Below are 23,724 nucleotides of genomic sequence, written 5' to 3'. Positions count from 1 at the left end.
TTTGTCTTTTTTTTCACATACACTTATTTTAATGCATTTTAACATCTTTTTCAATAGTCTTTTCGATAAGTTTGACATTTTTTTCACCAAATATATTCGATAGTTTTTCGATAATTATTGGTGTTGCCATAAAGTTTTTGCTTATTGGATATTTTTTCTTTGCTTTTTCTGTATTCAAATAAATTACGATCGAATCATTGCCATCTGATTCACGAATTATTTCGTCGATTTTATCGCATTTATCCATATATTCTTGTTTATTTTCAAAGCGAATCCAACATTCTCTTGGTACTTTTTCGAATGGGATAATTTTTTCACATATTACTCTTCCCATATCTTCATCACCAATAGATACTCTTCCACATATAAAAACTTTACTGTCTTCTATAAGAAGCTTTGAATTAATTTCGTAATCTTTTGGAAAAATAATAACTTCCATTGTACCATAAAGATCTTCTATAGTTACAAATGCCATCATCTTACCACTTTTTGTAGTTTTGACTTTTTTACCTGTTATCATTCCACCTATAACTGCATAACTTTTATCGACAACTTTTGCTATACCTGTATCCTCATCTATTACAAAATCTTTTGTATATGCTGTTACATTTTTCTCAATAAGACCTGCATATTCTTCTAACGGATGTCCGCTTACATATACGCCAAGCACTTCCTTTTCAAATGAAAGTATCTCTGACTTGCTATATTCTGACACATTAGGCAGTTTTATCTCAAAATCCTGCTTTGTCTCTTCATCTGCTATATCAAATAATGACATCTGACCTGCAAAGTTTTTCTTACGATTGCTTGCTATATTATCCATTATTCCTGAATATACCATCATCATTTGTCGTCTGTTAGCATTAAAACTGTCAAATGCTCCTGCTTTTATAAAGCTCTCCATTGTTCGCTTATTAACTTCTTTACCACTCATTCTCTCTATAAAGTCATTAATATCTTTGAATCTTCCTCTATCATTGCGTTCATGTACTATAGCTTCTATTACAGGTCTGCCAAGATTCTTAATTGCAGATAGTCCATATCTTATTCCACCATTATCTACAGAGAATTCACTTTCTCCTTCATTAATATCCGGCGGAAGTATTGATATTCCCATACTCCTGCATGTCATTATATATTCTGATACTTTTGATGCATTATCAAGCACTGATGTCATTAATGCTGCCATGAATTCCACAGGATAATGATATTTTAAATATGCTGTCTGATATGATACAACTGCATATCCTGCCGCATGTGACTTATTAAACGCATATTTTGCAAAGTCTATCATCTCATCATATATCTTATTGGCTGTTTTCTCATCTATTCCACTGCTTATACATCCTGGAACATTCTCTTCCTCATTACCATATACAAAGTTCTGTCTCTCTTTCTCCATAACAGCACTTTTCTTCTTCGCCATTGCTCTTCGTACAAGATCGCTTCGACCAAGTGTATATCCTGCAAGATCTCGTACTATCTGCATTACCTGCTCCTGATATACAATACATCCATGCGTTGGCTTTAATATTGGCTCTAATTGTGGACAGTCATATACTATACTGTCAGGATCTTTCTTACCTTTTAGATATTGTGGGATAAAATCCATAGGACCCGGCCTATATAGCGATATTCCGGCTATTACATCTTCAAGATTATGTGGCTTTAATTCTTTCATGAAGTTCTTCATACCCTGACTTTCAAGCTGGAATACACCTTCTGTCTTGCCACTTCCAATAAGTTCAAATACTTTTTCATCATCATAATCTATATTATCTATTGAAAAATCTTTAGAATCTTCTCTTTTATTAATAAGTTTCTGTGCATCCTGAATTACTGTAAGTGTTCTAAGTCCAAGGAAATCCATCTTAAGAAGTCCAAGCTCTTCAAGTTCTGTCATTACATATTGTGTTGTAACTGATCCATCTGATGATCTTGATAATGGAACATATTCATCTACTGATTTCTGACTTATTACTACACCTGCTGCATGCATTGATGTATGTCTTGGAAGCCCTTCAAGTCTCATTGACATATCAATAAGATATTTTACCTGTTCATCACTCTCATATAGTCCTCTAAGTTCAGGATTAATCTTTAATGCCTTTTCTATTGTCATTCCAAGTTCAAATGGTATCATCTTTGCTATAGAATCTCTCAAACTATATGGAAAATCAAGTGCTCGTCCAACATCTCTTATAACACCTTTTGCTGCCATTGTACCAAATGTTACAATCTGTACAACTCTGTCTTTACCATATTTTTCAACAACATAATCTATTACTCTTTGTCTGTTGACATAACAAAAGTCAACGTCAATATCGGGCATAGATACTCGTTCCGGATTAAGGAATCGTTCAAAGATTAAGCTGTATCTTATAGGATCTATATTAGTTATCTCAAGACAATATGATACTATACTTCCTGCTGCTGAACCTCGTCCCGGACCTACCATTATATTATGTTCTTTAGCAAAATTAATAAAATCCCATACTATCAAAAAGTAATCAACATATCCCATTGTCTTAATCGTATCAAGTTCATACTTAAGTCTTTCTCTAAGTTCTAATGGTTCATCCGGATATCTCTTTTTAAATCCTTTATCACATAGATAATTAAGATATGTCCATGAATCATAACCTTCTGGCACTTCATATTTAGGAAGTTTTGTAACACCAAATTCAATATTTACATTACACCTATCCGCTATGTCATGTGTATTCTTTAAAGCTTCCTTTGCATAAGGAAAAAGACTTTCCATCTCTTCAGGTGATTTTAGATAATACTGCCCACCTTCATATCTCATTCTGTCTTCATCTGCAACAGTCTTACCTGTCTGAATACACAATAATATATCATGTGCCTGTGCATCATCTGCAAAAGTATAATGAACATCATTAGTTACTACAAGTTTTATTCCTGTCTCTTTGCTGAGTCTTAAAAGTTGTTGATTAACAAGCTTCTGATCTGGTATTCCATGATCCTGCATCTCGAGAAAATAGTTACCCTCGCCAAATATCTCCTGATATTTAAGTGCAGCTTTCATGCCTTCTTCATACATACCTCTTGCAAGATATCTTTGCACTTCACCTGCAAGACATGCACTAAGGCAGATAATACCTTCACTATATTGTCTTAATACTTCATAATCAACTCGTGGCTTGTAATAGAAGCCATCTATAAATCCCTTGGATACGATTTTCATAAGATTGCTATATCCTGTATCATTCTCTGCGAGAAGAACAAGATGATAATATCTGTCATCTCCATGTGACACTTCTTTATCAAATCTTGAACCAGGTGCAACATATACTTCACATCCAATTATTGGTTTTATGCCTTCTTCTTTAGCTGCTTTATAAAACTCAATTACACCATACATTACACCATGATCAGTAATCGCAAGACTATCCATCCCAAGTTCTTTTGCACGTTTTACTATCTCTTTTATCTTGCTTGAACCATCTAACAGACTATACTCTGTATGAACATGCAAATGTGTAAATTCCATTTCTACCTCCTTATATTATTTTTTCAATCTTCTATTAGTCCCTGTCTCTTAATGTATCTGCAAGATCACTAAGTTTTCTAAGCCTGTGATTAACTCCAGATTTACCTACAGGCGGATCTAAAAGTTCGCCAAGTTCTTTAAGTGTTGCATCAGGATTATCAAGCCTGACTTTTGCTATCTCAGCAAGATTCTCATTGATATTATCAAATCCAATCTTTTCACTCACTATTTTTATATCTTCTAACTGTTTTACAGCTGCCGAAACTGTCTTATTGATATTCGCTGTTTCGCAATTAACTTTTCTATTAACACTATTACGCATCTCTTTAAGTATTCTTATATTCTCTAGTTTCATAAGTGCTACATGTGCTTCCATTACATTGAGTAAGTCTACTATCTGTGCACCTTCTTTTACATATACAATATAATGTTTCTTACGCTTAACTATCTTAGAATCTATATCAAATGTATTAATTATGCCCTGTAACTGTCTCGCTTTATCCTCCGTAGGACATACTATCTCAAAATGATAGAATTTCTCTGGATCACTTATCGAGCCTGTAGCAAGGAATGCTCCTCTTATAAAAGCTCTCTTACAGCATGTATTGTGAATAATAATATTATTAACAAGTGACATCTCCTCACCAATCTCCATATCTTCATCCATAAGATGTGTTGTATGAAGAATCTTTAGTGCATCATCATTATTCTTAATAGTAATTGTATATGTAATACTTTTCTTAAGATAAGTATTTCTTTTTATTGAAATCTCTGTATTAATATTGAAAGTCTTCTTAATTAAAAGGAAAAATTTTCTCGCAACAGCAACATTTTCTGTATGCACTCTTATCATATATTTATCATCTTTTGATATATGAACATTACCACACAAACTTATTATGGCCGCTATTTCTGCTATCTGACAATGCCTGCCACTATTAATAACCCTAGACATCTCGTCTTTTGCTTCACTTGAGAACGACATCTAAACACCTCATAACTACTTTTTTCTTAATGAATCTTTTAATATATCCCTGTGCTCAACTTTTAATCCATAATCTTTATCACTTAGCTGTCTGTATAACTCGTTCGCCAGGGTAACTGAACGATGTTTTCCACCAGTACATCCAATACTTATAACCAACCTGTTCTTTCCTTCAGCTATATAATTAGGTATAAGGAAATTAACCATATCTGTAAGTTTATTAAGGAATTCATGTGCCGCATCAAATCCCATTACATAATCCTGAATGGCTTTATCATTACCAGTAAGAGCCTTTAATTCAGGGATATAGTACGGATTTGGTAAAAATCGTACATCAAATACAAGATCCGAATCACTCGGTATTCCATACTTAAATCCAAATGAAAGTATTGTAACATACAGACTGTTAAACTGTTCATTATTAACAAATATCTTCTCTATCTCTATCTTGAGTTCTCTTGTAAGAAGCTGACTTGTATCAAGAATATAGTCTGCCTGTTTCTTTAAGAATTCAAGTTTTTTTCTTTCTTCACTTATTCCTTTATCTACTCTGTCTGCTCCTGCAAGTGGATGTGCACGCCTTGTTTCTTTGTATCTCTTAACAAGTACTTCATCTGTTGCCTCAAGAAACAGTATCTCACATGGGAAACTTTTTGCTTTAAACTGTTCTAGTACTGACTCCAATTCTGGAAGAGATTCTCCACTTCTTATATCAACTCCAACTGCTACCTTAGTTATATCTGACTGCTGTGTATTTGCAAGGTCTGCAAACTTAGTTATAAGTGCAATTGGCATATTATCAACACAATAATATCCTGCATCTTCCAAAAATTTTAATGTGGTACTCTTTCCAGCACCTGACATTCCAGTAATTATCACAAATCTCATGTTCTGTTCCTCCTTATGAGTATACAGCACAGCATCTTAGCTTTTAATTTATATAAGACATATCTACTGTCATATATAATAGTCAATAAGATGCTGCGCTGTCATATATTATATCAGTTTTTTAACTTCAAGTTCTAATTCTATGCCAAACTGATTCTTAACTTCTTCTTTTACATGGTCTGTAAGTTTTATCACATCTTCACATGTTGCATCGCCTTTGTTAATTACAAATCCACAATGCTTATCCGATACCATAGCTCCACCTGATGTATATCCTCTAAGACCTGCATCCATTATCAGTTTTCCTGCAAAATTATCTTTCGGTCTTTTAAATGTACTTCCTGCACTTGGATATTCAAGCGGCTGTTTATCTCTTCTTCTAAAAGCAAGATCATCTATAACTGCCTTTATCTTGTCAGGTTCTCCAGGCTTAAGCTGTATCTTGCCTTCAAGAACTATATAATCTTTCTTAGCTATTATACTTGTTCTATATCCAAGTTCCAGTTCATCAGCTTTAAGTGTAAGTAGTTCACCTTCTTTTGTAAGTACTGTAACTTCACTTAATACATCTTTCATCTCTCCGCCATAAGCACCTGCGTTCATCACAACAGCACCACCAAGTGTTCCCGGAATTCCTGTTGCAAATTCGAAGCCTGTTAAACTGTTCTTTAATGCTGTATATCCAATCTTTCCAAGAAGTGCACCTGCTGATGCTGTTATTGTATTACCTTCTACTGTAATGTCTGAAAAGTTATTAAAAAGATTAATAATAACTCCTCTGTATCCGTCATCAGATACTAAAAGATTGCTTCCGTTACCGACAACATAATATGGTACTTTGTTCTCCTTAACCACTTCTATAATCTGTCTAATTTCTTCAATACTTCCAGGTTTTATAAATATATCACATGGACCGCCAATTCTAAAAGTTGTATGTCTCTTCATTGGCTCATTTTGTAAAACATTCTGTTCGCCTGATATGTCTACAAGCTGTTCTATTAATTTTCCCATAAATTCCTCACTATAATCAGTTACTATAATACAAGCTTTGCTGCGCCATATATTCCAGCATCATTACCAAGTTTTGCAAGTTCGAATTTTGCTTCACGGCAGGCTGGAAATGCTTTTTCTACATATTTCTTCTGAATATTTTCTGTAAGTATCTCACCGGCTTTTGATACTCCACCGCCGATTACAAATACTTCAGGATCTACTACACATGCAATATGAGCTGATGCTATTCCAAGGTATGTACATAATCTGTCTACTGCTTCGCATGCCAGTTTATCACCTTTTTTAGCTTCATCAAATATATTCTTTGCTGATATATTTTCCATATTTTTTAATGATGATGGTTCATCTGTACTTGTAAGAATCTTCTTTGCTTCTTTTACAATACCTGTTGCAGATGCTACCTGTTCAAGACATCCTTTTTTACCACATCCACATGTCTCTGTCTCATCATATACTACTGGCATATGTCCAATCTCACCTGCTGCTCCATTAACTCCGGTTAAAATATTCTCATTAAGAATAATTCCACCACCAACTCCTGTTCCAAGAGTTATCATAACAAGGTTTTTGTAGCCTTTTCCACCACCTTGCCACATCTCACCAAGTGCAGCAACATTAGCATCATTACCTGCCTTTATATTAAAGCCTGTCTTTTCATGTAATATCTGTGATATATTAATTATTCCCCATCCAAGATTAACACATTTTAATACTGTGCCATCTTCTTTTACAGGTCCTGGTACACCAATTCCTATACCACTTACATTACTTCTGTCAATATTTTTCTCCTGTATTTTGTTATTGATGCTAAGAGTTATATCATCTGGAATATGACTTCCATTATCTTCTTTTCTTGTAACTATTTCCCATTTATCAACAAGTTTTCCTTCTGTTGTAAATAGTCCCATCTTAATAGTTGTGCCTCCAACATCAACTCCAAAACATAATTTTTCCATTACCAAAATTTCTCCTTTTTATTCTTTCTTATTTTTCTTCTTCCATTCTCTTATTGAGATTATTCTGAACTCTGTTATATAGTTCCTGTGCTGCATTATAACCCATCTTTTTCTGTCTGTAGTTAACTGCTGCTGATTCTACAATAATCGCAAGATTACGTCCCGGTCTTATAGGTATTGAATGACATACAATCTTGTTACCAAGGATTTCTGTATATTCTTCTGTAAGGCCGAATCTATCATATTCTTTGTCCTTATTCCAATCTTCAAGTTTTATAACCATATCAATTGTCTGGGTCTCTTTAACACTTTCAACACCAAACAGAGTTTTAACATTAATAATTCCAATTCCTCTAAGTTCAATGAAATGTCTTGTTATATCCGGTGCTGTACCTACAAGTGTCTCATCACTTACTTTGCTAATCTGTACAACATCATCTGTAACAAGTCTGTGTCCTCTCTTTATAAGTTCAAGTGCAGCTTCACTCTTACCTATACCACTCTCACCCATAATAAGTACACCTTCACCATATACGTCAACAAGTACACCATGAATTGAGATTGTTGGTGCAAGCTGAACTTTGAGCCATCTAATAATCTCTGCCATAAAAGAAGATGTAGATGCCTCACTCTTTAAAAGTGGAACACCACACTCATTCGCTATCTCTATAACTTCTTCTTCCGGCTGTATTCCACGACAAAATACAAGACATGGTATCTTGCTTTCAAATAATCTCTTATATCTTTGTATTCTTGTCTCTCTGTCTAGTGAGTTAAGATATGCATTCTCTACATATCCTATTATCTGTACACGCTCTCTGTCAAAATAATCATAAAAATCAGCGAGCTGTAATGCCGGTCTGTTAATATCAGGATGTGTTACAAGAATATCATCTGTTGATATATCCGGAGTAAGGTTTAAAAGGTTCATTTTTTCAATTATACTTGAAACTTTTACGCTATCCATAGTTTTTCTCCTTTATATTTATTCAGGCAATAAACACTTTATTATACACCTGGTCCATTTAATTAATTGTATCACATTATTTGCATCAATGAAAGAAATTATATACATTATTTGCAGCATTTTCATTCATATATTCAGTATTAATAAGGTCTGTAAGTGACGCATCTCTTATATTCTCAACTGTCTTGAATTTTCTAAGAAGAGCCTTTCTTCTTGTCGGTCCTATTCCTTCAATATCATCAAGCACAGAATGTATCTGTCCCTTACTTCTCAAATCCTTATGGAATTCAATAGCAAATCTGTGTGCTTCATCCTGAATTCTTGTTATAAGTTTAAATGCTTCACTCCTTGTATCTATCGGTATCTCAATATTATTATAATAAAGTCCTCTTGTCCTATGGTTATCGTCCTTAACCATACCACATACCGGTATATTAATCTTAAGCTCTTCAAGAACTTTTAATGCAACGTTAACCTGACCTCGTCCACCATCCATCATAATAATATCAGGAAACCTTGTAAAACTGCCATCTGTTGTATCCATTCCCTTCTTTTTAAGTTCTTCAATCTCATTAAGTCCATGACTAAATCTTCTTGTAAGAACTTCTTCCATACTCTTATAATCATTCGCACCTTTTACCCATTTTATCTTAAACTTTCTATAATCATTACGTTTTGGTCTTCCACCTTCATATACAATCATTGAGCCTACTGAATCAAATCCGCTAATATTGGATATATCATAGGCTTCCATTCTATATGCACTATCAATACCAAGAAGTTCCTTTATCTCATTCATTGCTCCTGTCGTCTTTAGTTCTTCTCTCTTTATTCTCTCTTTATCCTGATCAAGAACCATCGCTGCATTCTTATATGCAAGTTCTACAAGTTTTTCTTTTTCACCTATTTTAGGCACTCTTATACTAACTTTCTGTCCTCTCTTTTCAGTAAGCCACGATGATATAATATCTTTTTCTTCAATCTCTTCCTGAATCATAAGTTCTTTAGGTATGAATGGTGTTCCGCTATAATACTGCTTAATAAATTCTTGTATAATCTGTGTTCTTGTATCATTAGCCCCTATCTCAATATGAAAATGTTCTCTTCCTATAAGTCTTCCATCTCTTACAAAAAACACCTGAATTACTGCATCTTCATAATCTTTTGCACATGCAATGATGTCTCTGTCTAACATCTGTGAATCTGTGATCTTCTGTTTCTGTGCTACCTGCTTAACACTATTTATGAGATCTCTATACTCCGCTGCTTTTTCAAATTCCATAAGTTCAGATGCTTCATACATCTTCTTTTCAAGCATATTAAGAACATCAGCATATTTACCGCTAAGGAAATCAAGCACGCCTTCCACATTCTTATTATATTCTTCCTTTGAAATATAATTCTGGCATGGTGCATCACATTGATGAATATGATGATACAGACATGGTCTGTCCTTGCCACAATCTCTTGGAAGTACTCTGTTACAGCTTCTTATATGATATATTTTTCTTAAAAGTTCTATTGTATCTTTGACTGCATTAACGCTTGTATATGGACCAAAATATTTACTTTTGTCCTTTTTCATCGTTCTTGAAAACTGTATTCTTGGATATGCTTCATTAACTGTAACTCTTATAAAAGGATATGCTTTATCATCTTTTAACATTGTATTATATCTTGGTCTGTGTTCCTTAATAAGATTACATTCAAGCACAAGTGCCTCAAGTTCAGAATCAGTTATAATATATTCAAATCTTCGTATATGCGATACCATCTTTTTTATCTTATTAGTATGATTCCTACTATTTTGAAAATATTGTCTTACTCTATTTTTAAGCACAACTGCTTTGCCAACATAGATAATTTCATCATCTTCACCATGCATAATATATACACCCGGTTTATCCGGCAATTTTTTAAGTTCCTCTTCTATATTAAACACTTCAACATTCTCTCTTTCATAATTTTTATTTTTAATATTTATATTCACGAAACTCCTCCCAAAATTGTTATTCAGGAGGAGTCTCTAAACTCATAAAATATTATATTGTACCATTAAATCAAACCTTAAAATTTTTAGTAAAAATCTATTTCATTACATTTTACTTTTCTTCTTTTGTTAATGACAACTTATGTTCATCTTTCGTTGCTTCTGTCTGTATATTGCTATCTGTAACTTCACTTTCAGTATTAGTATCATCAATTGCTTCTTCTATATTAGTCTCTTCTGTCTCTGGATTCTTAATCTTATTAAGTATCTCCATAAACTGTTTGCCTGTAATTGTCTCTTTTTCATATAGATAATCAGCAATCTTATCAAGTATCTCTCTGTTATCTCTAAGAAGTGACTTAGCTTCTTCATAACAATCCTTTAGAAGTACTTTTACTTCTTCATCTATCTGTGCGGCTGTTGTATCTGCACAATTAAGTCTTGTACTTCCGCCAAGATACTGATTCTCTACTGTCTCAAGACTCATAAGTCCAAATTTATCTGACATACCATACTGTGCAATCATTGCTCTTGCAATCTTAGTTGCTTTTTCAATATCATTAGATGCACCTGTTGTTATCGAGTTAAATACAATTTCTTCTGAAGCTCGTCCTCCAAGAAGTGTAACAAGTCTTGTATGAAGTTCATCTTTTGACATAAGATACTTCTCTTCTTCTGGTACTTGCATTACATATCCAAGGGAGCCCATAGTTCTTGGAACAATAGTAATCTTTTGAACTGGCTCTGCCTCTTTCTTAAGAGCTGTAACAAGTGCATGCCCAACTTCATGATATGCAACAATACGTTTTTCTTCCTTATTAAGGATTCTGTCTTTCTTCTCTTTACCTGCAACAACAACTTCTACCGACTCAAATAGGTCTTTTTGTGTTACCACACTTCTACCTTCTTTTACAGCATTAATTGCAGCTTCATTAATTATATTGGCAAGATCTGAACCTACTGCACCCGATGTTGCAAGTGCTATCGCTTCAAGATCAACTGTACTGTCCATAAGAACATCTTTTGCATGTACTTTAAGAATATCAACTCTTCCTTTAAGATCAGGTTTGTCAACTATAATTCTTCTGTCAAAACGTCCTGGTCTTAAAAGTGCCTGGTCAAGTACTTCTGGTCTGTTAGTCGCAGCGAGTACTAAAAGTCCTTTTGAAGTATCAAATCCGTCCATCTCTGATAGAAGCTGGTTAAGTGTCTGTTCTCGCTCATCATTGCCGCCGCCATATCTTGAATCTCTTGATTTACCAATAGCATCTATCTCATCGATAAATATAATACATGGTGCTGACTGTTGTGCCTGTTTAAACAAATCTCTAACTCGTGATGCACCGACACCAACGAACATCTCTACAAAATCAGAACCTGATAATGAGAAAAATGGTACTTTCGCTTCTCCTGCAACAGCTTTTGCAAGAAGTGTCTTACCAGTTCCCGGTGGTCCAACAAGAAGTGCTCCTTTTGGAAGTTTTGCACCAATCTTAGTATACTTACCAGGATTATGAAGAAAATCTACAATCTCTGTAACTGACTCTTTAGCTTCATCCTGACCTGCAACATCTTTGAATGTTACACCTGTCTGTTTTTCAACATATACTTTGGCAGTACTCTTTCCTACACCCATCATACCACCGCCGCCTTTTGATATACGTTTGAAAAGGAAGCTTATAAGTATATAAAATATCAAAAATGGAAGAACATATATAAATATGAAGTCCATTATAGCTGAATTCTGATTATCAGTGTCAACTTTAATACCAACATTATTCTCAAGAAGTATATCAACTAGTTCATCATGATTAATAACACCTGTATAATATTTGAGTGTTACACCAGGAATCCCCTGTTCCTTAGGAATAACATATATTCTGCTACCATCAAATTCAACATAATCAATTGAGCCTTCTTTTACCATACTAATAAATTTATCATATCGAATCTCATCTGAAGTTGAATTCTCCAGCATAGAATTAACACAGCTCATACATACAAATACAAGTATAGCTGCTGTTATAAGAACCATTATAGTTTGTGACAACTTAGGTCCTTTTGGCCCGCCATTTGAATTATTATTTTCGTTTGGATTTTCCATAATGTCCTCCTTAAGTTAGCGATAAAAATCGTCTCCTTTCTATTATAAATGTCCTTCCATTTAAAATCAATATTTATAATATGAAAAAAATATAATTTTCTAAACTGTTCACAAATATAAAAAATGTTTTTTTTATTTTGGTTAAATAGTAGTAGAATTATTTCGATTTACGTTGTATAATGGTGAATTAGTGAATTAATAATTAAGGAGGAAATTTTTTATGCCAGTAAAATATGTATTTGTAACAGGCGGTGTTGTTTCCGGTTTAGGAAAAGGAATAACTGCAGCCTCACTTGGAAGACTTTTAAAAGCCAGAGGTTATAAAGTTACTATGCAGAAATTCGACCCATACATTAACATTGACCCGGGTACAATGAATCCAATTCAGCACGGTGAGGTTTTCGTAACTGATGATGGTGCTGAGACTGACTTAGACCTTGGACATTATGAAAGATTCATCGACGAGAGTCTTAATAAGAACTCCAATGTTACAACTGGTAAAATCTACTGGTCAGTATTACAAAAAGAACGTAGAGGTGATTTCGGTGGAGGTACTGTTCAGGTAATTCCTCACATCACTAATGAAATTAAGAGCCGTTTTTATCGTAATTATACAACTGACGAAACACAGATAGCAATTATTGAGGTTGGTGGTACAGTCGGAGATATCGAAAGCCAGCCATTTCTTGAATCAATCAGACAATTCCAGCATGACATCGGAAGAGAAAATGCAATTCTTATTCATGTAACACTTATTCCTTACCTTAAATCATCAGGTGAGATGAAGACTAAACCTACTCAGGCAAGTGTTAAAGAGCTTCAGGGTATGGGTATTCAGCCAGATATTATAGTATGTCGTTCTGAACATCCTGTTGACAAGCAGTTAAAAGAAAAAATTGCATTATTCTGTAATGTTCCAAGTTCACATGTATTGCAGAATCTTGATGTAGATATTCTCTATGAAGCACCACTAGCAATGGAAGAAGAACATCTTGCACAGGTTGCTTGTGAATGTCTTAATCTTGATTGTCCTGAACCAGATCTTACTGAATGGAGAGCTATGTGTGATGCATGGAAACATCCAAAGACAACTGTAAAAGTTGCACTTGTTGGTAAATATATTCAGCTCCATGATGCTTATATCAGTGTTGTTGAAGCACTCAAACATGGTGGTGTTGCTAATTCAGCTGATGTTGAAATTAAATGGATAGATTCAGAACTCCTTAATAATGATAACGTAGGTGAGATGCTGTCAGACGTATCAGGTATTCTTGTTCCTGGTGGTTTTGGCGACAGAGGTATTGAAGGTAAGATCACTGCTATCAAATATGCTCGTGAAAACAACGTACCATTCCTTGGTCTATGTCTTGGTATGCAGCTTGCAATTGTTGAATTCGCAAGAGATGTAATTGGTTATAGTGATGCACACAGTGTTGAACTTAAGCCAGATACAACACATCCTGTAATTCACCTTATGCCAGAACAGGAAGGTATAGACGATATCGGTGGTACATTAAGACTTGGTTCATATCCTTGTATTCTCTCTAAAGATTCTAAGGCATACGCATTATATGGCTCAGAAGAGATTCATGAGAGACATCGTCACAGATATGAAGTAAATAATGATTATAGATCTCTTCTTACATCTAACGGAATGATGTTATCAGGTATGTCACCTGATGGAAGAATTGTTGAGATGATTGAGTTAAAAGATCATCCTTGGTTCCTTGCAACACAGGCTCATCCAGAACTTAAATCAAGACCTAACCGCCCACATCCATTATTCAAAGGATTCATTGAAGCGGCATTAAAGAATAAAAAATAATTGTATCTCATACAATATTCTTCTTAAATAAGCAAAAATCCATTCGCATAAGTTTACTTATACGGATGGATTTTTTTTAATATGTACTTATGCGAAACTCATATATAGATATCTAAGATTACCGGAGTATATATGGCATCAACAAAAACACGCTCTCGCTAAGTGTCCATCGTAGCGGTACTAAGTTTGTTGGAAGTCTTTGCCTTCCAACGCACTAAGTGCCGACGATTACCACAATGTTTTCTTTTGATGCCATATATACTCCGGTAATCCAATTTTCGTTTCGATGAGTTTCGCAGCTACGTTTTCGCATGGTATTCACATAATAATATCTATTTAAAGTGCTAAAAATTCTATCATTAAAACCAAAATACCACGTCTATAACACTTGCAAGATATAATAAAATAATGATATTCCGTATAATCGTATATCGTATGCCGATAATTCGTTTAAAAATCTCTGAAAAACGTATATTAGCTACGCACGAATTAATATGTATCAAAAGAAAACAATGTGGTAATCGTCGGCACTTAGTAAGCTATACATCTAAGATGTATGGCGAACTTAGTACCGTTACGATGGACACTTAGCGCAAGCGTGTTTTTGTTGATACATATTAATCCTGGCGTAGCTCACAGAGTAGCTAGTGAGATTTTTAAACGTATCCTTTTAAAAAATAAAATGCCATGAGCGTTCTCTTTCGAATCACCCATGACACTTTCTTCTAATTTATATCATTAACAAAATATGTAATTTATCATTATCTTAAATCTATGTCTATCGACATATTACCTGTTGTATTCATTCATACTACAACTTTTTATATATTATAATACTGCCTGTATTATTAGTTTGTAAAACACTGTACCCAATATATTGTTCCATCTCCTGCAACACATACACCGATACCAATCTTATTATAATCACCAATCATTGTATTGTAATGACCTGATGATGCAACCCATGCGTCAACTACTTCCTGTGGTGATTCCTGACCGTATGCTAAATTCTCTCCAGCACACATATATACTACACTGTAATCATCAAGAATTGAGAAACATGATCTTCCATCTGGTCTTGTATGTGAAAAGCAATTATTACTTGCTATCTCATACGCTCTTGCACAAGCTATATTAGTAAGTTCACTGTCAAGTGATAATGACCACTTTCCGGCATTAGCTCTTACTGAATTAGTAAGATTATATACTTCATTAATCATTGAGCTGTTCTGTCCTGCTAGTGCACTTCCCTGAGAATATAAATCATTATAAGAAGGTGCTGCATTAACTGCTTCAGGCTCTGCTACAGCTATTGGTTCAGGCTCAGTCTCTGCTTCTGTCTGTGGCTCAGTAGCTACAGGTGTAGGGGCTTCTGTCTGTGGTTCTGTCTGAGCCTCTGTCTGTGCTTCAGTAGTTAATGGTGTAGGGGCTTCTGTTACAAGAACAGTTTCTACTTCATCTGGTGCTGCTGCCACAACCTGAATGTCATGACTAACAATCTCTGCGTCATCTTTTAAGTTTACGTCAAATGCTTCATATACCTGGCTGTTAGCTTCAACAGCATCTCTTGATGTAATCTTTGCGCTACATCCTGTTGTTGATAATAATAATGTTAAACCAAGGATACCTGCTAATATTTTCTTATTACTATGTCTCATAATTATCTGTCTCCAAACTCTTAGGCAATTTATTTTTGTTATTTATTACTTACAATACATTTATATCAATTTTAGTTTCCAAACTCAATAGGTATTAAGTCCTAGTTTTAAAAAAAACCTATTACTACTTTCCTATTTTTTGATGAAAAAGGACCGATTTATGCCACTTTTTCAAGAAACAATTTTTTTTCTGTTAGTTTCGCACATAAACGTGTCGGTTTTGGATGAATTAGTTTCCATGCCCATTTTATGGGCTTTAGAGCCATTTTGGCTTTCATTTTTCACCCTAGCCGACACTCTTTTTTATCTTTTAGTATATTCAAATTTTTTGAAATTTATTTTTTTCGATAGGTTTTGTCAAAACCATCTCAAAACCTATACCTAGTGCTTTTGTACTAATAGTTTTCTGCTTTTACTCTAAAATAGCTCTGAGGATGTGCACAAACCGGGCATATTTCAGGTGCTTCCTTGCCAATACATATATGTCCACAATTACTACATTGCCAAACAGTTTCCTCATCTTTACTAAACACAACTTTCTTTTCAATATTATCAAGAAGTTTTAGGAAACGTTTTTCATGTTCTTCTTCTATCTTAGCTACGTCTTCAAACAACTCAGCAATCTCATCAAAGCCTTCCATTCTAGCCTCCCTTGCAAAGGTAGCATACATATCTGTGAACTCAAAGTTCTCTCCACTGGCAGCATTTTTTAGATTCTCTTTTGTGTCATTAATACCACCATTTAAAAGTTTATACCATATCTTAGCATGTTCTTTTTCATTCTCTGCTGTTTCTTCAAATATCTCTGCTATCTGCACATAACCGTCTTTTCTTGCTTTTGACGCAAAATAAGTATACTTATTTCTCGCCTGTGATTCACCTGAAAATGCAGCTCTAAGATTATTTTCCGTCTTACTTCCACTAATATCCTTCATACTATATTACCTCCATATTAATTTACACTTTTATATTTGGGAACTTCTAAAAACTGATCTGTGACTATCAGTTTCACAAACATTGTAAATTTTGCATCTACTTATTAATCGAATATATGCTAAAACATATTAATATTTTCTGCTTATTTTATATTTTTATACACATATATATGTCTTTAGATACTACATAACAGTAACGTATCTGGTCCTCGAGTTTCCTATATATTTTTTTATATCAAAAAACTATTTTTTTAATTTAGGTCTTTGCAGATTACTATTTATCTGCTATTCTAAGTACTGTAATAATTTTTGATGACACAAAATGAATGTAAAAAAAGCCGTTAAAAACACTCTATTTTAAGATAGAGTTTCCTAACTATTATAATTTACTTCATTCAATATTTATATGAAGAAGTATATATAACTTCTTCTTTACTCAAATACACTAACTGGATTATATGTGTCATCACAGTTTTGGTGGAGGATATATATGAAATACTTATTTGACGAAATTGAACACATTAAACTACTTGGCAGAAACGCCGGCAAATCTGCCATAACACATTGTTATCCGCTATTTTATACCGGAAGTGGTGTTGAACTTAATGTTAAAGGCAGCGAACTTTATGTTGAATTTGATAGTAGTTTTTCTACTAATGAAAACTATATATGTATATATATTAATAACGCTCTTATCCAGCGTAGAATGATTGATAACTGCCATGAAAGAATCTGTATATTCAGAGGCATGGATTCTTCTAGTATTAAAAATGTAAAAATTCTTAAAGCAACACAGGCTTTTGGTTGTGATCCTGTTAATTATCTCGCAATCACAGGTTTTGATTCAGATGGTGAATTTCTTCCTATTAATGAAGCTGTATTTAAAATAGAATTTATAGGTGACAGCATCACTTCAGGCGAAGGACTTTGTGGTGCAAAAGAAGATATGGAATGGCTTCCTATGTATTTTGATATCGATGGCAATTATGCCAAACTGACTGCAGATATGCTTGATGCAGACTTTAATATAATCTCACAAAGTGGCTGGGGTGTTATGTCATCATGGGATAATATAACTGATAATCGAGTTCCTGCAATATATGAATATGTATGTCCACCATTAACTGATGAACGCAATGTCCAAAATGGTAGCCAGGAAAAATATGATTTTTCATCATTCCCTGCTGATTATGTAGTAATTAATCTTGGCACTAACGATTTTACCGCAATGAATGGTAGTTTTGATATGGAACGAATTAACAATCTTACTCATGCTGTAAGTGATTTTATTGCAATGGTAAGAAAAAATCAGCCTAATGCTTCTATACTATGGGCATATGGTATATTAGATGATTCACTTGAATCTGTTATAAGTGATGGTATTGCTGACTATATCAGAGAAACTAATGATAAAAAAGTATACTACCTTCCTATCGAACCAATAAGTGAAGATGATTTTGGTTCAAGAGAACATCCAGGACGTGCAGCTCACGAAAGACTTGCAACTACGATAAGCAATCGTATCATAGGACTGCGTATTCACGAATTATGAAAGACATATATCCCAGGATGCATAAGAAGATAATATGTAGACTTGCCTATGGAATTTGCCACTAATTCATAACAATGCTTAATTTAACATACATATACTAATTTTGATTATCTATAATATAGATATTTTTATTCTATTCAAAAGAAGACAACTAAATGCCTGTCTGGTATTTATTAATTGATAATAATACCAAGCAGGCAATTAGTTGTCTTTTCTACTGTAGTCTATTCTACTGTAGTCTATTCTGCTGTAGTCTCTTCCATTGTTGTCTCCTCTGTTGTAGTCTCTTCCTGTGTCGTCTCCTCAACAAAATCATCAAGTGTCTTGTCAAGTTTCTGAACTGCTACAGAACTTATTGCATACACATCATCACTATCATTAAGTGTCATATAATAGATTGATGATACACTATTATATCCACCAATAGTATAAGTGTAAACTGTATCATCTAAAAGAGTTACTGTAAGTACATTTGTAGGTGTACTCATCTCATATTCTTCATTATCTTTTTCACCATCTAATCTGCTTTTTGCTTCAAGATGATTAAAAGTCTCAAGAAATGCTTCTATATCTGATGTGCTAAGATTAAGTGATGCATCTGATGCACTTGACCATGTATCATTATCTTTTACAAGTTCTATCTCTTCACCATTACATGTATATGATACTTTTTTTACATCACTTACTTCATAATCTGTCACATATATCTTATCTGCTTCACTTTCGGCTTCATCTTTTGCCTGTTTCTTATCTGCAAGAACTTTTACGCCAAAATACATAATAACAAGAACAACCAGGCATATTATCCCTATAATCAGATGTTTCTGTTTCTTTTCCATTATCTTCTCCTCCTCTTAAGCCATATTACAAGACCTGTAATTAGCAGAGCAAGCGGTATTATAACAGTTACAAGTGCACCAATTATTACAACGCTCTTTGAAGGTATTGTCATCTGTGCAAGAGTATATTTCTTAACAGGAATTGTAAATGCTGCTGCGTTATCGTCTGTATTGACAAGTTTTCCAAGAAGTCCTGAGAACAGACTTAAGTTATTACCTGATACCATACTATCTGCACTTGATGTAAAGAGATATGATGATGCGAACACTGCTACTGTTGCTTTAGTGTCCTCTGAACCTGAAATAGTTTTTTCAACAAGCATACCTTCTGTGAATGGTCCTGTTATATCACTATCTGTTTTTGTATAATCTGTCATCTGTGATACATTCTTCTTAGCATAAGCAGCATCCGATGTCTCAAGCAGTTTAGTATATGTGTAATCTGTATTATCTGTATCAAATGTAAGTGCTACTGAATATGGTGAAAAGATATATTTACTACTGCTTACTGCTGATGTATAGTCACTTGACTGTACTGTTGGTAATGTAAAGAAAGGTGACTGATAATAGTTAGATGAGTTTCCTTCGGCAATCATTGCATAAGTATTAGTTATACCAAGTGTGCTAAGTATCTTATCAAAATTAGGTAATTCCTTATCTGTATAAGCTGTTGACAGTATAACTTTTCCACCACCGTTAATATAATCTATAACTTTATTAGCATCATCTTCTGAAAAATCTGATGATGGTGCAAGTATTGTAATACATTCAGCATCTTCTGGAACTGCATCATTCTCCATAAGATTAAGAGACTTAACTTCCATATTTAGTTTCTCTGCTGCATCTGTAAATGTATCTTCAAGTTCGACTTCATCATGTCCTTTTACCTGATATATAACAGGCATATCATCTGTTGTTACATAAGATATTGCACTTGTAAGTCTTCCTTCACCGTCATATCCTGTTGTTGTCTGTGTATATGTTGTATAATCAACACTATACTCATACATATCACTATAATTTATAACTTTTGATTTTTCACCACATACAACAACTATACTCTTCTTAGTCATTGATGATGAATATTCTTTGTAAAATGTTGGATATACTGTTGGATCTTTGTATTCAACATTTATATGTGATGACATATCAGCATACCTCTCAAGACTCTTATTAATGGCATCATCCTGCTCATCTTTTGATGATATTACATATATATTAACATCTTTTGTAAGTCCTTTTATATAATTCTTAGTATCACTTGTAAGTGAATATAATTTCTGTGATGTTATATCAAACTGTGTATATTCAATAGGTACTTCCTTGATAACAAGATTGACAAGAACTGTTGCTACAATTCCTATGATTATAAGACCTACACTATATGCACCTGTTTTTAAACTCTTTGATGATACACTCCATCTTCTTTTCTCAATGCTTTGACATGTAAGAAAGATAAAAAGTAATATAAGCGTTACATAATATACAAGACTTGACACATCAAAGATACCATTAAGAAAATTCTCAAGTGGTGAATCAAGGTCAAATACGCCTAATATCTTAGTTATAAAATTACCATTAGCAGATATAAGACTACATATATTCTTCATCATATATCCAAGGAATAACACACCAAATGATAATACTGCTGCTATTACCTGGCTCTCTGTTATAGATGAGATAAACATACCAATAGCTATTGATACTGCACCAAGTGCAAAATATCCAAGTATCGCAACATACGACTGAAGCATTGGTACTGTTCCAAATCTTGATAATACAAGTGGATAAATACATATAACTACCATTGCTATTGCAAGAATTGATAACATCGCAAGATATTTACCAAGTACTATCTTACCAATTGATACCGGTGCTGTAAGAATAAGCTGGTCAGTCTTTTGTTTTCGCTCTTCTGCAAGAATCTTCATTGTAAGTACAGGTATTGTTATAAAATACAAAAATGATACACTAGTCAATGCATACGATATATATGGATATCCATATAACAGACAATATATTGTAAAATAAAGTCCTACAAGGCAAAGTGTTGCTGCGAGGAACAGCCAGCCAATACCTGTGTTAAAATAAGATTTTAGTTCTTTTTTATAAATTGCTGACATTCTCTTCTTCCTCCTTATTACTCTCTTTTTCGTCATTCTGACTCTCTGTAAGTTCAAGGAAGATCTCCTCAAGTGAACTTTCTTTCTTATTAAGGTACATAATCGGAAGCTTTCTCTCACTTAATGCATAGAACAGTTCTTCTCTTATATCTCTGTCGCCACTGGTATTAATAACAACTTTCCACATTCCATCATCAGTCTTTTCCATATTGCTTGACGTAATAGCATCTATGCCTTGTAGTGCCATATTAATATCAGTCTCTTCACCCTTTATAACCGCTTCTATAACACCTTTTTGAGAAGCATAGTTTCCTATATTTTCAATGTTATCAGAAGCTACGAGTTTTCCTTTTGATATAATAAATACATAATCACATACAGCATTAATCTCCTGCATAATATGTGAACTTAATATTACTGTATGTTTTTTCTTAAGACTTTTAATAAGTTCTCGTATTTCGATAATCTGCTTTGGATCAAGGCCTACTGTTGGTTCATCAAGAATAATTACATCCGGATATCCGATAAGTGCCTGTGCAAGCCCAACTCTCTGTCTGTAACCTTTTGACAGATTACGTATCATTCTGCCTGATACATCATTAAGTTTTGTCATATCAATTATCTCATCAATATGTGCTTTTGTATCTTTTTTAGGTATCTTCTTAAGTTCAGCAACAAATTTCAGATACTCCATAACTGTCATATCCATATATACCGGTGGCAATTCAGGGAGATAACCTATACTCTTCTTCGCTTCTTCAGGATTCTTAAGTACATCATAACCATTAACTTTTACTTCACCACTTGTAGCGGCAAGATAACCAGTTATAATATTCATAGTTGTTGATTTACCTGCACCATTAGGTCCTAAAAATCCATAGATTTTTCCATCTTCAACCTTGAGTGATAAATCATTTACAGCAACATGATTGCCATATTTTTTAACAAGATGATTAATTTCAATCAAAATAAAAACTCCTTTCATATCTGCGTCTATGTCCATATTATGGCAAATATGTGAAATTTAGACGTTCAAAATATGAAAAGAGTGTGTTCATTTGACAAACTTTTAGTCACAAATTATAGACAGCACCTTATCATATATATGCTAAATGCTGTCTACTAAAATATTATATTATTTTATATAATATCAGTACTACCTAATAGACCATTTTATTTCCTTATAAACTACAAACTGTCTATAAGAAGACTTATAAGAACATGATATGAGAATCTCTCATCTTCAGATAGCATAAGTGATAACTTTTCAAAATTCTCATAAGAATGTTCTATCTCTCTTGAATAAATATGCATTATATCAACCTGCTCTTCAAAAGAAAGACTTCCTTCATTGTCACAGAATCTTAGCACATCAAGATCCTTTATAATAAGAAAGCTCACTACTGCCATCTTAACTTTCGAGAATACATCATCATCATTAACAGCCTTCAGATAATATCTGAATATAAAATATACTAAAAGCTGCTCATACTCATATTCTTTTTCATGATAATATTGTTCAAATCTGTTATATCTTGACTTATATTCTTCATTTGAAGATTGTTCATACATATATTCTTTTTCATGATTAACCATATCAGTCCATGATTTGTTAATTATCTCAAAATCGTCAAATATTTTTAAATATTCATATATATATGAATATCTTGTATATTCCTCATTATGTAAAATATTAAATGTCTTAGTTCTCTCTCTAAGATATTCTTCATTGCTATAATTATTCTTAATATTCATTATCTTTGATAAAGTACCTTTGTCTATCATCTCCTGGATATCTTTAGCATATTCAAGTACAAGACAGTATCTCATTACAATATCAAAATCTCTATTCTGTGCTATGTCAAATGCTGTCTTTCTTGATGCCATTAACATCATATATAGTTCAGGATCTATATCATTATATGTACTTACCATCTCATCATTTTCTGTAAGTTCAAACGTAACTTTTTTATCTGACTTTAATATAAGCTCACCGGCAGTCTTACATGAAAGTGCAATTCCTATCTCTCTAAGACTTCCATATTCTTCTATAAATCTTGGATAATTAGTACATGTATCACATAATTTATCTTCTCCAAGTTCAGTATACAGATCACATAAGTTATTATCGTTAAGGAATGGACATCTTCCATTATTAAGTGTAAAACATGCTTCCTCTTCTTCTGTAGGTGGTACCATTACAGACTTGATTCTATCACCAAATGGACCTGTTACAGTCTTATAATATTCATAGGAATCATCATCAACATCAACTTCCCATCCGGCACAGCATGTATCTTCACATTTATCTGCTATACATTTAAAATCTTTATAATAATCAGGAACTCTTATCTTCACTTTCGTCTTACTCCTT

At 33.5% G+C, this 23,724-nt stretch carries 16 protein-coding genes; 2 read left to right on the top strand and 14 right to left on the bottom strand.

The window, feature by feature from the left end; genetic code table 11:
- Positions 1 to 28: 28 nt before the first annotated feature.
- The 8 genes from KQI85_RS06475 to ftsH all read right to left on the bottom strand — a co-directional run bounded on the left by KQI85_RS06475 (position 29) and on the right by ftsH (position 12,418).
- A complete protein-coding gene (locus tag KQI85_RS06475; protein ID WP_216575269.1) occupies positions 29 to 3,514 on the bottom strand; it encodes a DNA polymerase III subunit alpha in 3,486 nt (1,161 codons plus the stop codon).
- A 34-nt stretch (positions 3,515 to 3,548) separates the two neighbouring features.
- The gene (gene whiA, locus KQI85_RS06470; RefSeq protein WP_216575268.1) at positions 3,549 to 4,499 is read right to left on the bottom strand and encodes a DNA-binding protein WhiA; all 951 of its coding nucleotides are present in this window, start codon (positions 4,497 to 4,499) and stop codon (positions 3,549 to 3,551) included.
- 15 nt (positions 4,500 to 4,514) lie between these two features.
- Positions 4,515 to 5,387, bottom strand: a complete 873-nt coding sequence (gene rapZ / locus KQI85_RS06465) for an RNase adapter RapZ (protein WP_216575267.1) — start codon at positions 5,385 to 5,387, stop codon at positions 4,515 to 4,517.
- A 108-nt stretch (positions 5,388 to 5,495) separates the two neighbouring features.
- Positions 5,496 to 6,398: a UDP-N-acetylmuramate dehydrogenase gene (murB, locus tag KQI85_RS06460; protein WP_216575266.1), complete on the bottom strand. Its 903-nt coding sequence runs from the start codon at positions 6,396 to 6,398 to the stop codon at positions 5,496 to 5,498.
- Between the two features lie 23 nt (positions 6,399 to 6,421).
- Positions 6,422 to 7,357 (bottom strand): ROK family glucokinase, encoded by a 936-nt coding sequence (locus tag KQI85_RS06455; protein WP_216575265.1) that lies wholly within the window; start codon positions 7,355 to 7,357, stop codon positions 6,422 to 6,424.
- A gap of 28 nt (positions 7,358 to 7,385) precedes the next feature.
- The gene (gene hprK / locus KQI85_RS06450; protein WP_216575264.1) at positions 7,386 to 8,324 is read right to left on the bottom strand and encodes an HPr(Ser) kinase/phosphatase; all 939 of its coding nucleotides are present in this window, start codon (positions 8,322 to 8,324) and stop codon (positions 7,386 to 7,388) included.
- Between the two features lie 85 nt (positions 8,325 to 8,409).
- Positions 8,410 to 10,266: an excinuclease ABC subunit UvrC gene (gene uvrC / locus KQI85_RS06445; RefSeq protein WP_216575291.1), complete on the bottom strand. Its 1,857-nt coding sequence runs from the start codon at positions 10,264 to 10,266 to the stop codon at positions 8,410 to 8,412.
- A gap of 160 nt (positions 10,267 to 10,426) precedes the next feature.
- Positions 10,427 to 12,418, bottom strand: coding sequence for an ATP-dependent zinc metalloprotease FtsH (ftsH, locus tag KQI85_RS06440; protein ID WP_216575263.1), 1,992 nt, complete (start codon positions 12,416 to 12,418; stop codon positions 10,427 to 10,429).
- Positions 12,419 to 12,638: 220 nt separating this feature from the next.
- Here ftsH and KQI85_RS06435 point away from each other — a divergent pair, with 220 nt between their 5' ends.
- Positions 12,639 to 14,243: a CTP synthase gene (locus KQI85_RS06435; protein WP_216575262.1), complete on the top strand. Its 1,605-nt coding sequence runs from the start codon at positions 12,639 to 12,641 to the stop codon at positions 14,241 to 14,243.
- Positions 14,244 to 15,091: 848 nt separating this feature from the next.
- On the opposite strand, the gene KQI85_RS06430 is transcribed toward KQI85_RS06435, so the two are convergent.
- On the bottom strand, positions 15,092 to 15,901 hold the full coding sequence (locus KQI85_RS06430) for a CAP domain-containing protein (RefSeq protein WP_216575261.1): 810 nt from the start codon (positions 15,899 to 15,901) through the stop codon (positions 15,092 to 15,094).
- Between the two features lie 395 nt (positions 15,902 to 16,296).
- The gene (rbr, locus tag KQI85_RS06425) at positions 16,297 to 16,836 is read right to left on the bottom strand and encodes a rubrerythrin (protein ID WP_216575260.1); all 540 of its coding nucleotides are present in this window, start codon (positions 16,834 to 16,836) and stop codon (positions 16,297 to 16,299) included.
- A 490-nt stretch (positions 16,837 to 17,326) separates the two neighbouring features.
- Here rbr and KQI85_RS06420 point away from each other — a divergent pair, with 490 nt between their 5' ends.
- Positions 17,327 to 18,388 carry an SGNH/GDSL hydrolase family protein gene (locus tag KQI85_RS06420; RefSeq protein ID WP_216575259.1) on the top strand — a complete coding sequence of 354 codons (1,062 nt, stop codon included), beginning with the start codon at positions 17,327 to 17,329 and terminating at the stop codon, positions 18,386 to 18,388.
- 239 nt (positions 18,389 to 18,627) lie between these two features.
- Here the strand turns inward: KQI85_RS06420 and KQI85_RS06415 are convergent, their stop codons facing one another.
- The 4 genes from KQI85_RS06415 to fliB all read right to left on the bottom strand — a co-directional run bounded on the left by KQI85_RS06415 (position 18,628) and on the right by fliB (position 23,708).
- Positions 18,628 to 19,227, bottom strand: coding sequence for a DUF4340 domain-containing protein (locus KQI85_RS06415; RefSeq protein ID WP_216575258.1), 600 nt, complete (start codon positions 19,225 to 19,227; stop codon positions 18,628 to 18,630).
- Complete coding sequence (locus tag KQI85_RS06410; RefSeq protein WP_253293770.1) at positions 19,227 to 21,350, bottom strand: Gldg family protein; 2,124 nt, start codon at positions 21,348 to 21,350, stop codon at positions 19,227 to 19,229. The genes KQI85_RS06415 and KQI85_RS06410 overlap by 1 nt, the downstream gene beginning before the upstream one ends.
- The gene (locus tag KQI85_RS06405; protein ID WP_216575257.1) at positions 21,334 to 22,317 is read right to left on the bottom strand and encodes an ABC transporter ATP-binding protein; all 984 of its coding nucleotides are present in this window, start codon (positions 22,315 to 22,317) and stop codon (positions 21,334 to 21,336) included. Before KQI85_RS06405 ends, KQI85_RS06410 begins: the two co-directional genes overlap by 17 nt.
- 221 nt (positions 22,318 to 22,538) lie before the next feature.
- Positions 22,539 to 23,708: a flagellin lysine-N-methylase gene (fliB, locus tag KQI85_RS06400; RefSeq protein WP_216575256.1), complete on the bottom strand. Its 1,170-nt coding sequence runs from the start codon at positions 23,706 to 23,708 to the stop codon at positions 22,539 to 22,541.
- Positions 23,709 to 23,724 lie beyond the last annotated feature (16 nt).

Origin of the sequence: Falcatimonas sp. MSJ-15 (assembly GCF_018918265.1) — a bacterium.
Taxonomy (GTDB): domain Bacteria; phylum Bacillota; class Clostridia; order Lachnospirales; family Lachnospiraceae; genus Falcatimonas.
Note: the sequence above shows the minus strand (reverse complement) of the source record. Positions and strands in the feature narration are given on the sequence as shown.

What these genes read in the sequence shown, in the direction of transcription:
- KQI85_RS06410 (WP_253293770.1), bottom strand. Translation starts at nt 21,350, where the DNA reads ATGTCAGCAATTTATAAAAAAGAACTAAAATCTTATTTTAACACAGGT.
- KQI85_RS06455 (WP_216575265.1), bottom strand. Translation starts at nt 7,357, where the DNA reads ATGGAAAAATTATGTTTTGGAGTTGATGTTGGAGGCACAACTATTAAG.
- hprK (WP_216575264.1), bottom strand. Translation starts at nt 8,324, where the DNA reads ATGGATAGCGTAAAAGTTTCAAGTATAATTGAAAAAATGAACCTTTTA.
- ftsH (WP_216575263.1), bottom strand. Translation starts at nt 12,418, where the DNA reads ATGGAAAATCCAAACGAAAATAATAATTCAAATGGCGGGCCAAAAGGA.
- KQI85_RS06420 (WP_216575259.1), top strand. Translation starts at nt 17,327, where the DNA reads ATGAAATACTTATTTGACGAAATTGAACACATTAAACTACTTGGCAGA.
- murB (WP_216575266.1), bottom strand. Translation starts at nt 6,398, where the DNA reads ATGGGAAAATTAATAGAACAGCTTGTAGACATATCAGGCGAACAGAAT.
- KQI85_RS06415 (WP_216575258.1), bottom strand. Translation starts at nt 19,227, where the DNA reads ATGGAAAAGAAACAGAAACATCTGATTATAGGGATAATATGCCTGGTT.
- whiA (WP_216575268.1), bottom strand. Translation starts at nt 4,499, where the DNA reads ATGTCGTTCTCAAGTGAAGCAAAAGACGAGATGTCTAGGGTTATTAAT.
- rbr (WP_216575260.1), bottom strand. Translation starts at nt 16,836, where the DNA reads ATGAAGGATATTAGTGGAAGTAAGACGGAAAATAATCTTAGAGCTGCA.
- KQI85_RS06475 (WP_216575269.1), bottom strand. Translation starts at nt 3,514, where the DNA reads ATGGAATTTACACATTTGCATGTTCATACAGAGTATAGTCTGTTAGAT.
- KQI85_RS06435 (WP_216575262.1), top strand. Translation starts at nt 12,639, where the DNA reads ATGCCAGTAAAATATGTATTTGTAACAGGCGGTGTTGTTTCCGGTTTA.
- rapZ (WP_216575267.1), bottom strand. Translation starts at nt 5,387, where the DNA reads ATGAGATTTGTGATAATTACTGGAATGTCAGGTGCTGGAAAGAGTACC.
- KQI85_RS06430 (WP_216575261.1), bottom strand. Translation starts at nt 15,901, where the DNA reads ATGAGACATAGTAATAAGAAAATATTAGCAGGTATCCTTGGTTTAACA.